The organism is Limnohabitans sp. (assembly GCF_038134685.1).
Taxonomy (GTDB): domain Bacteria; phylum Pseudomonadota; class Gammaproteobacteria; order Burkholderiales; family Burkholderiaceae_C; genus Limnohabitans_A.
In genome coordinates this window covers 75433-82661 of the sequence record NZ_JAYPVP010000004.1, presented here as the reverse complement: position 1 = coordinate 82661, position 7229 = coordinate 75433, and the positions used below count along the sequence as shown (strand labels likewise).

7 protein-coding genes and 1 pseudogene are annotated in these 7229 nt (G+C 58.6%); 6 read left to right on the top strand and 2 right to left on the bottom strand.

Features of this window, described 5'->3' with window-relative positions:
* Positions 1–70 (top strand): annotated as a pseudogene (locus tag AAFM15_RS02995) (acyl-CoA thioesterase); the annotation flags it as partial.
* A gap of 3 nt (positions 71–73) precedes the next feature.
* Here AAFM15_RS02995 and AAFM15_RS02990 read toward each other — a convergent pair.
* The gene (locus AAFM15_RS02990; protein ID WP_341685216.1) at positions 74–664 is read right to left on the bottom strand and encodes a peroxidase-related enzyme; all 591 of its coding nucleotides are present in this window, start codon (positions 662–664) and stop codon (positions 74–76) included.
* A gap of 65 nt (positions 665–729) precedes the next feature.
* On the opposite strand from AAFM15_RS02990, the gene AAFM15_RS02985 reads away from it, so the two are divergent.
* The gene (locus AAFM15_RS02985; protein ID WP_341685215.1) at positions 730–1131 is read left to right on the top strand and encodes a carboxymuconolactone decarboxylase family protein; all 402 of its coding nucleotides are present in this window, start codon (positions 730–732) and stop codon (positions 1129–1131) included.
* A gap of 3 nt (positions 1132–1134) precedes the next feature.
* Here AAFM15_RS02985 and AAFM15_RS02980 read toward each other — a convergent pair whose 3' ends face one another.
* A complete protein-coding gene (locus AAFM15_RS02980; protein ID WP_341685214.1) occupies positions 1135–1695 on the bottom strand; it encodes a PAS and helix-turn-helix domain-containing protein in 561 nt (186 codons plus the stop codon).
* 82 nt (positions 1696–1777) lie between these two features.
* On the opposite strand from AAFM15_RS02980, the gene AAFM15_RS02975 reads away from it, so the two are divergent.
* The 4 genes from AAFM15_RS02975 to AAFM15_RS02960 all read left to right on the top strand — a co-directional run.
* Positions 1778–2482, top strand: a complete 705-nt coding sequence (locus AAFM15_RS02975; RefSeq protein ID WP_341685213.1) for a CoA transferase subunit A — start codon at positions 1778–1780, stop codon at positions 2480–2482.
* 11 nt (positions 2483–2493) lie between these two features.
* Entirely contained in the window at positions 2494–3135 is a 642-nt protein-coding gene (locus AAFM15_RS02970) for a 3-oxoacid CoA-transferase subunit B (protein WP_341685212.1), read from the top strand.
* 97 nt (positions 3136–3232) lie between these two features.
* Positions 3233–4423, top strand: a complete 1191-nt coding sequence (locus AAFM15_RS02965) for an efflux RND transporter periplasmic adaptor subunit (RefSeq protein WP_341685211.1) — start codon at positions 3233–3235, stop codon at positions 4421–4423.
* Positions 4420–7229, top strand: a 2810-nt coding sequence (locus AAFM15_RS02960) for an efflux RND transporter permease subunit (protein WP_341685210.1), incomplete at its 3' end; no start/stop codon positions are given. The genes AAFM15_RS02965 and AAFM15_RS02960, both read left to right, overlap by 4 nt.

Here is a 7229-nt window from a genome sequence, read left to right as displayed (position 1 = left end):
GGATTTCCCTCAGCAAAAAGCCATTGAGCTGCCCGAATGGGTGCGAAAGATGGTCACAGTGGAAGGCTGAGCCTCAGGCCTTGGCTTTGGGCATACGGCCCATCAGGTAGAACTCGGGGTTGGGCAACATGCCGGTCACGCTGGCCATGCGGTTGGACAAGCCGAAAAACGCGGTGATGGCGGTAATATCCCAAATGTCTTCGTCGTCAAAGCCATGGACGTGGAGGGCGGCAAAGTCGGCGTCTTCGACCTTGTCGGAGTCGGTGCAGACCTTCATGGCAAAGTCCAGCATGGCGCGTTGGCGTGGGCTGATGTCGGCCTTGCGGTAATTCACGGCCACCTGATCGGCCACCGGGGGTTTCTTTTCGTAAATGCGCAAAATGGCCCCGTGCGCCACCACGCAGTACAGGCAGTTGTTGGCCGCGCTGGTGGTCGTGACGATCATCTCGCGGTCACCTTTGGTCAGATTGCTGGTGCGGCCTACACTCTCGGGCGCCATGAGGGCATCGTGGTAGGCAAAAAACGCACGCCACTCGGCGGGGCGACGCGCAAACGCAAGGAATACGTTGGGCACAAACCCCGCTTTTTCCTGCACTTCCAGAATTTTGGCGCGGATGTCGTCGGGCAGCGTGTTCAAGTCAGGGTGGGGGTAGCGTGTGCTCATGGTGTGTCTCGTCAGTCGTGCTTAAAGTCTTTTCATTATGCTCACCGATTCTTCAGGAGCCTGTCATGTCCGATACCCGTCCCTCATTACCTCAGGATGCCGCCTTTCAAGCGGGTCTGGCCACGCGCACCCAAGTCATGGGCCAAGCCTTTGTGGACCGTGCCTTTGACAGCATGACCGAATTCACCCGCCCGATTCAGGAGCACATCACCCGCGAAGCCTGGGGCAATACCTGGCAGCGGCCGGGTCTGGACCTCAAGACCCGCAGCATGATCACGGTGGCCATGCTCACCGCTCTGGGCAAATCGCACGAGCTCAAAGGCCATGTGCGTGGTGCCCTGAATAACGGTGTGACGCCTGAAGAGTTGCAGGAGATTTTTCTGCATGCGGCCATTTACTGCGGCGTGCCCGCAGCGGTGGAGGGCTTTCGCACCGCGGCAGAGGTGGTGGAGCCGCCAAGGGCTTGAGTCTTATCCGCGCATCAGCTTCTGGATCAGGTCGGCAGCGCCGCTGGCCTGGTATTTGCGCATGAGCTTGACGCGGTAAATTTCTACGGTGCGGTGGCTGATGCCCAGGGCTCGGCCAATCTCCTTGCTGGTCAGGCCGTCCATCAGGTGCGCGGCCACTTCGCGTTCGCGAGCGGTGAGTTCGGCCTTGACGGGCTTGCGTGCAGACAAGTCTTCAAACGTCCAGATGCCCGCTTCGTGCGGGGCATCGCGGTTGAGGGCGCGGCCCGTGACGTGGCACCAGAAGGTTTCGCCCTTGAGGCGACCGTCCACCCGTTTCATGACCCGGTCGTCGGCATAGACCCCGTTGGTGTTCAAAATGGGCGCGATGCGCTGGCCGGTGCGCTCGTATTCGTCGGCGCTGGGGTAAAGCAACTGAAAGCTCTGGCCTACCAGTTGCTCGCGGTTCACACCAAACATTTCGCACACGCGCTGGTTGCAGTCCACCATGGTGCGGTTGCGCGAAAGCACCATGCCGATGGGGGCTAGGTCAAAGGCGAGTCGGTAGTCGATGTCTTGTGGCATGCGGGGTCACCATTACGAAAAACTACGTATTTGAATACGTAGTATCGTAGCGTCATTCCATCCCCTTTGACTGGAGATTTGCGTGAACAAAGTTTTTCCCTCTGCCGCCGAGGCGCTCAAGGACATCGTGGCCGACGGCCAGCTGATGGCTGTGGGCGGTTTTGGCCTGTGTGGCATTCCTGAAGCCCTGATCGACGCGTTGCGCGACACCGGCGTCAAGGACCTGACCGTCATTTCCAACAACGCTGGCGTTGACGGCTTTGGCCTGGGCAAGCTGCTGGAAACCCGCCAGATCAAGAAAATGATTTCGTCTTATGTGGGCGAAAACAAGGAGTTCGAGCGTCAATATCTGGCCGGCGAACTCGAACTTGAATTCACCCCTCAAGGCACGCTGGCTGAAAAGCTGCGCGCTGGCGGTGCCGGCATTCCGGCTTTCTTCACCAAAACCGGTGTGGGCACTTTGGTGGCCGAAGGCAAGGAACTGCGCGAGTTTGATGGCGAAACCTATGTCATGGAACGTGCATTGGTGCCCGAAGTGGCACTGATCAAAGCCGATGTGGCCGACCGTTCGGGCAATCTGCGCTTCAACCTGACAGCGCGTAACTTCAACCCTGCAGCCGCCATGGCTGGCAAGATTTGCGTGGTGGAAGTCGAGCGCGTGGTGGCCACGGGCGAAATTGCCCCCGACGATGTGCACCTGCCAGGCATTTACGTGCACCGCATCGTGCATAACCCCACGCCCGAAAAGCGCATTGAAAAACGCACCACCCGCGACCGCAAAGTTTAAGGAGTTACACCATGGCCTGGACCCAAGACCAAATGGCCGCGCGTGCGGCAAAAGAACTGCAAGATGGTTTCTATGTAAACCTGGGCATCGGCATACCGACGCTGGTGGCCAACCATGTGCCTGACCACATTGAAGTCTGGTTGCAAAGCGAAAACGGCATGCTCGGCATCGGCCCCTTCCCGTATGAAGACGAAGTGGACGCTGACCTGATCAACGCCGGCAAGCAGACTGTGACCACCCTCAAGGGCTCGTCCATTTTTGGCAGCCACGAAAGCTTTGCCATGATTCGTGGAGGCAAAATCAACCTGTCCATTTTGGGGGCCATGCAGGTGACCGACCAAGGTGACCTGGCCAACTGGATGATTCCGGGCAAGATGGTCAAAGGCATGGGCGGCGCGATGGACCTGGTTGCTGGCGTCAAGCGAGTGATCGTGCTGATGGAACACGTGGCCAAGAAAAAAGACGGCACCGAAGACATGAAGATCCTGCCCGAGTGCACCTTGCCCCTGACGGGCAAAGGCGTGGTGGACCGCATCATCACCGACCTGGGGGTGATGGACGTGACGCCCAAGGGCTTGCAAGTGGTGGAGCTGGCCGAAGGCGTAACGCCCGAGTTCATCCAGTCCAAGACCGGAGTCAAGCTGATTTTTTGACGTTTACGGATTCTTTACCTTGGTTTGAAAGGCCTGCCTGCAAAGCAGGCCTTTATTTTTCATAATATGGGGACCTGACTTTTATAAAAACCCCGATATGAACAAATCCTGGCGTTGGATGAGCGTGGCCGCCGTGGTGGCCTCTGGTTCTTTGGCTTTGGTGGCGTGCGGTAACAAAGACGCAGACACCACCAAACCTGCAACAGCAGCCGAAGGCAAGCCTGCCGGCGGGCAAGGTGCGGGGCCGGGTGGAGGTCAAGGCGTACCCGTGACCACACAAGAGGCTGTGCAAAAGCCTTTTGATGTGGTGCTTGAAGCCGCGGGCACCGTCACACCGGTGTCAATGGTCGATATACGACCGCAAATGAGCGGCGTGATTCGCCAGGTGCATGTGAAAGAAGGGCAGATGGTCAAAGCCGGCCAATTGCTGTTCACCTTGGACACGCAACTCGACCAGGCCAACTTGGCCAAGGCGCAAGCCCAGTTGCTCAAGGATCAGGCCGCCTTGGCCGATGCGCAGCGTCAGTACCAACGGGCACAAGAGTTGGTGGCGCAGAATTTCATGTCGCGTGGTGCGGCTGAGACGGCGCAGTCCAATGTTGAAAGCCTGCAAGCCGTGGTCAATGCCGACCGCGCTGCAGTCGAGGCTGCCAAGGTTCCCCTTTCCTATGGACAAGTGCGTGCTGCAGTCAGTGGTCGCCTCGGGGGTGTGCCCGTGTTTGTGGGCTCAGTGGTCAAAGTCAACGACACCTCGCTGGGCACCATTGTTCAGACCGAGTCGGTTGACGTGGCCTTCAGCGTGCCGCAAGACAGCTTGCCTGCGCTGTTGGCGCGGCTGAAAAAGGCAGATCTTCCTGAGGTCGATATCGCTCTGGCCCAGGCCGGAAAAAGCGTCACCGGTAAATTGACCTTTGTGGACAACGTGGTCGATGCGGCCACAGGTACCGTCAAGGTCAAGGCACGGGTCGGCAATGAACAAGGCCAGCTGTGGCCCGGTCAGTTCGTACGGGCCCGTTTGCAGACGCAGCACCTTGACAGTGCTGTGGTGATTCCGACGCAAGCCTTGGTGCAAAATCCCAAAGGTACGGCGGTGTTTGTGGTGCGAGAGGGCAAGGCCAATGTGCAGCCTGTCAAGGTGCTGGCCATGCAGGCCGATATGGCAGCAGTCAGTGGCCTGGAACCAGGCAGCAAAGTGGTTGTCGATGGGCGCCAAAACGTGCGTCCGAATGCGCCGGTGAGTGAAGTTAAGCCGGGTTCTGACAAGCCACGCGCCGAGAAAAAGTCATGAATCTTTCAGAACTTTTCATTCGCCGTCCGGTGATGACGGTGCTGCTGAACCTGGGCATTTTGCTGGCTGGGGTGTTGGGCTACCGCTCCATTCCTGTTTCGGCGCTGCCCAGTTACGACACGCCCGTGATCAACGTGTCAGCCAATTTGCCTGGCGCCAGTCCAGAGACCATGGCGTCTTCGGTCGCGTTGGCGCTCGAAAAGCAGTTCCAGCAAATTCCGGGTCTGGTGCAAATGAGCTCGACCAGCTCTACAGGCAGCACCTCGCTGACGCTCGAGTTTGCCGAAGGCAAGAGCATGGATGGTGCCGCACTCGATGTGCAGGCCGCCTTGCTGCGTGCCCAACGAACCCTGCCCGTCGAAATGACGCAGCCGCCGTCTTACCGAAAGGTCAACCCGGCTGATGCGCCGGTCCTGATTGCGGCCATGACGTCCGATGCGCTGTCGTTGACCGAGATGCAGGACTATGCCGAGCACCTGATCGTGCCCACGCTGTCCATGATCGAGGGCGTGGCGCAAGTCAACGTTTATGGCTCCAAACGCTTTGCGGTGCGTGTGCGTGTGAACCCCGCTGCTTTGGCTGCCCGCAACATGGCCATTGAGGATGTGTCCAAGGCTTTGGCCGCTGCCAATTCGAATACGCCCCTGGGCTCACTCGATGGTGACCGCCAGACCCTGACCGTGGTGGCCAACGAGCAGCTGCGCAACGCGGCTGAATTTGCCAACCTTATTGTGGCCACACGCAACGGCGCCACAGTGCGTTTGCGTGATGTGGCGAATGTCGAAGACAGCCTGGAAAACGTCAAAACCTACGGCAACTTTGAAGGAACCCCCTCCATCGTGCTGGCGGTGCAACGACAGCCTGATGCCAACACCGTCAAGGTGGTCGATGGTGTACGCCAAGCCCTGACGCAACTGGGAGAGCAGCTACCCCAATCGCTGGAAGTCACACCCTTTATCGATCGCTCGACCTCGGTGCGTGAGGCCATGCACGATGTCACGCTGACCCTGCTGGGCACGATTGTGCTGGTGGTGCTGGTGATTTATTTGTTCTTGCGACGCGTGGTGGCAACCGTGATTCCCACGCTGTCTTTGCCTGTGTCCCTGCTGGGTGCGGTGGCGCTGCTGTGGGGCTTGAGCTATAGCTTGGACAACATTTCCTTGCTGGGGCTGACGCTGGCGGTGGGCTTGGTGGTGGACGATGCCATTGTGATGCTGGAAAACATCATGCGCCACATTGAGGAGGGTGAGAAGCCCTTCGCTGCTGCGCTCAAGGGTTCGCGCGAGGTGGGCTTCACCATCATCTCGATCTCTACTTCACTGATTGCGGTGTTCATTCCCATCTTCTTCATGCCTGGGGTGATTGGTCTGCTGTTCCACGAATTTGCCGTGGTGGTGGGTTTGGCAATTGTGGTGTCGGCATTCGTTTCACTCACTTTGGTGCCGATGCTGGCCAGCCGCTTTCTCAAAACCGAAGACGGACAGCATGTCAACGAGAACCGTGTTGTCACCGCATTCGAGCACGGCTTTGAGGCCACGCTGGCCGCATACACACGTGTGCTGGACTGGGCGCTGGCACACCGCAAGGCGGTGCTGGGTGTGGCACTGGCAACGTTTGTGGCGACTGCCTGGTTGTTCATGGTGATTCCAAAAGGCTTTTTCCCGCAGGAAGACATTGGCCAGATCACAGTCTCCACCGAGGCGGCGCAGGACGTGTCTTTCGAAGAGCTGGTACGCCTGCAAAACCAGGCCACCGAGATCATCCGCAAGGACCCTGCAGTGGACAAAGTCACCTCGTTTGCAGGTGCGGGTGGCTCGCAAAACTCGGGTCGCATGTTCATTGCGCTCAAGGACCGGTCCGAACGCGCGGGCGTGGACCAGGTCATCAACCGTTTGCGCGGCAAGCTGCGTGCAGTACCGGGTCTGCGTGTGTTCATGCGTCCGGTGCAGAACCTGCAACTTGGCGGTCGCATGAGCAAGGCGCAGTACCAGTATGTTTTGCAAAGTGTGCAGGCTGATGCCCTGTACAGCTGGTCAGACAAGCTGGTGCAAGGCATGCGCACAGAGCCCATGTTCCAGGACGTGAACACTGACGTGCAAATGCGAGGTTTGCAAGCCACGATCAACGTGGACCGAGACCGTGCCAATGCGCTGGGCGTGACCCAGGAGGCTGTGCGATCCACGCTGTATAGCGCATTTGGTCAGCGTCAAGTGGCGACCATTTATTTGCCGACAGACAGTTACCGTGTGATTCTGGAAGTCGATCCGGAACTGAAAAAGGACGAGTCGGCACTCAACACCTTGTTTGTCCGGTCCAACACTGGTGCCTTGGTGCCCTTGTCTGCTGTGGCAACGGTCAAACGCACGGTCGGGCCTTCGGCCATCAACCACGTAGGCCAGTTGCAGGCTGTGACGATCTCGTTCAACCTGGCCCCTGGCGTGGCCTTGGGCGATGCCACCAATGCGCTGGAAAAGATCGGCGCGTCCATTGGTTTGCCGCCCTCCATCATCACCAGCTATGGTGGTGATGCAGCGGTGTTCAAGAACTCGCAGGGTAACCAGGTGGTGCTGATTCTCGGCGCTCTGCTGGTGATCTATGTGCTGCTGGGGGTGCTGTACGAAAGCTATATCCACCCCATCACCATCCTGGCGGGCCTTCCCTCAGCGGCAGTAGGTGCTTTGGTCACGCTGATGCTGTTCAAGCAGGACCTGACCTTGATCGCCACCATCGGCATCTTGCTGCTGATCGGCATTGTCAAGAAAAACGCCATCATGATGATCGACTTTGCCCTGGACCAACAGCGTCA

Excerpts from the sequence above, each read along its gene's own strand:
- AAFM15_RS02980 (WP_341685214.1), bottom strand. The coding sequence starts at position 1,695 with ATGCCACAAGACATCGACTACCGACTCGCCTTTGACCTAGCCCCCATC.
- AAFM15_RS02965 (WP_341685211.1), top strand. The coding sequence starts at position 3,233 with ATGAACAAATCCTGGCGTTGGATGAGCGTGGCCGCCGTGGTGGCCTCT.
- AAFM15_RS02970 (WP_341685212.1), top strand. The coding sequence starts at position 2,494 with ATGGCCTGGACCCAAGACCAAATGGCCGCGCGTGCGGCAAAAGAACTG.
- AAFM15_RS02990 (WP_341685216.1), bottom strand. The coding sequence starts at position 664 with ATGAGCACACGCTACCCCCACCCTGACTTGAACACGCTGCCCGACGAC.
- AAFM15_RS02985 (WP_341685215.1), top strand. The coding sequence starts at position 730 with ATGTCCGATACCCGTCCCTCATTACCTCAGGATGCCGCCTTTCAAGCG.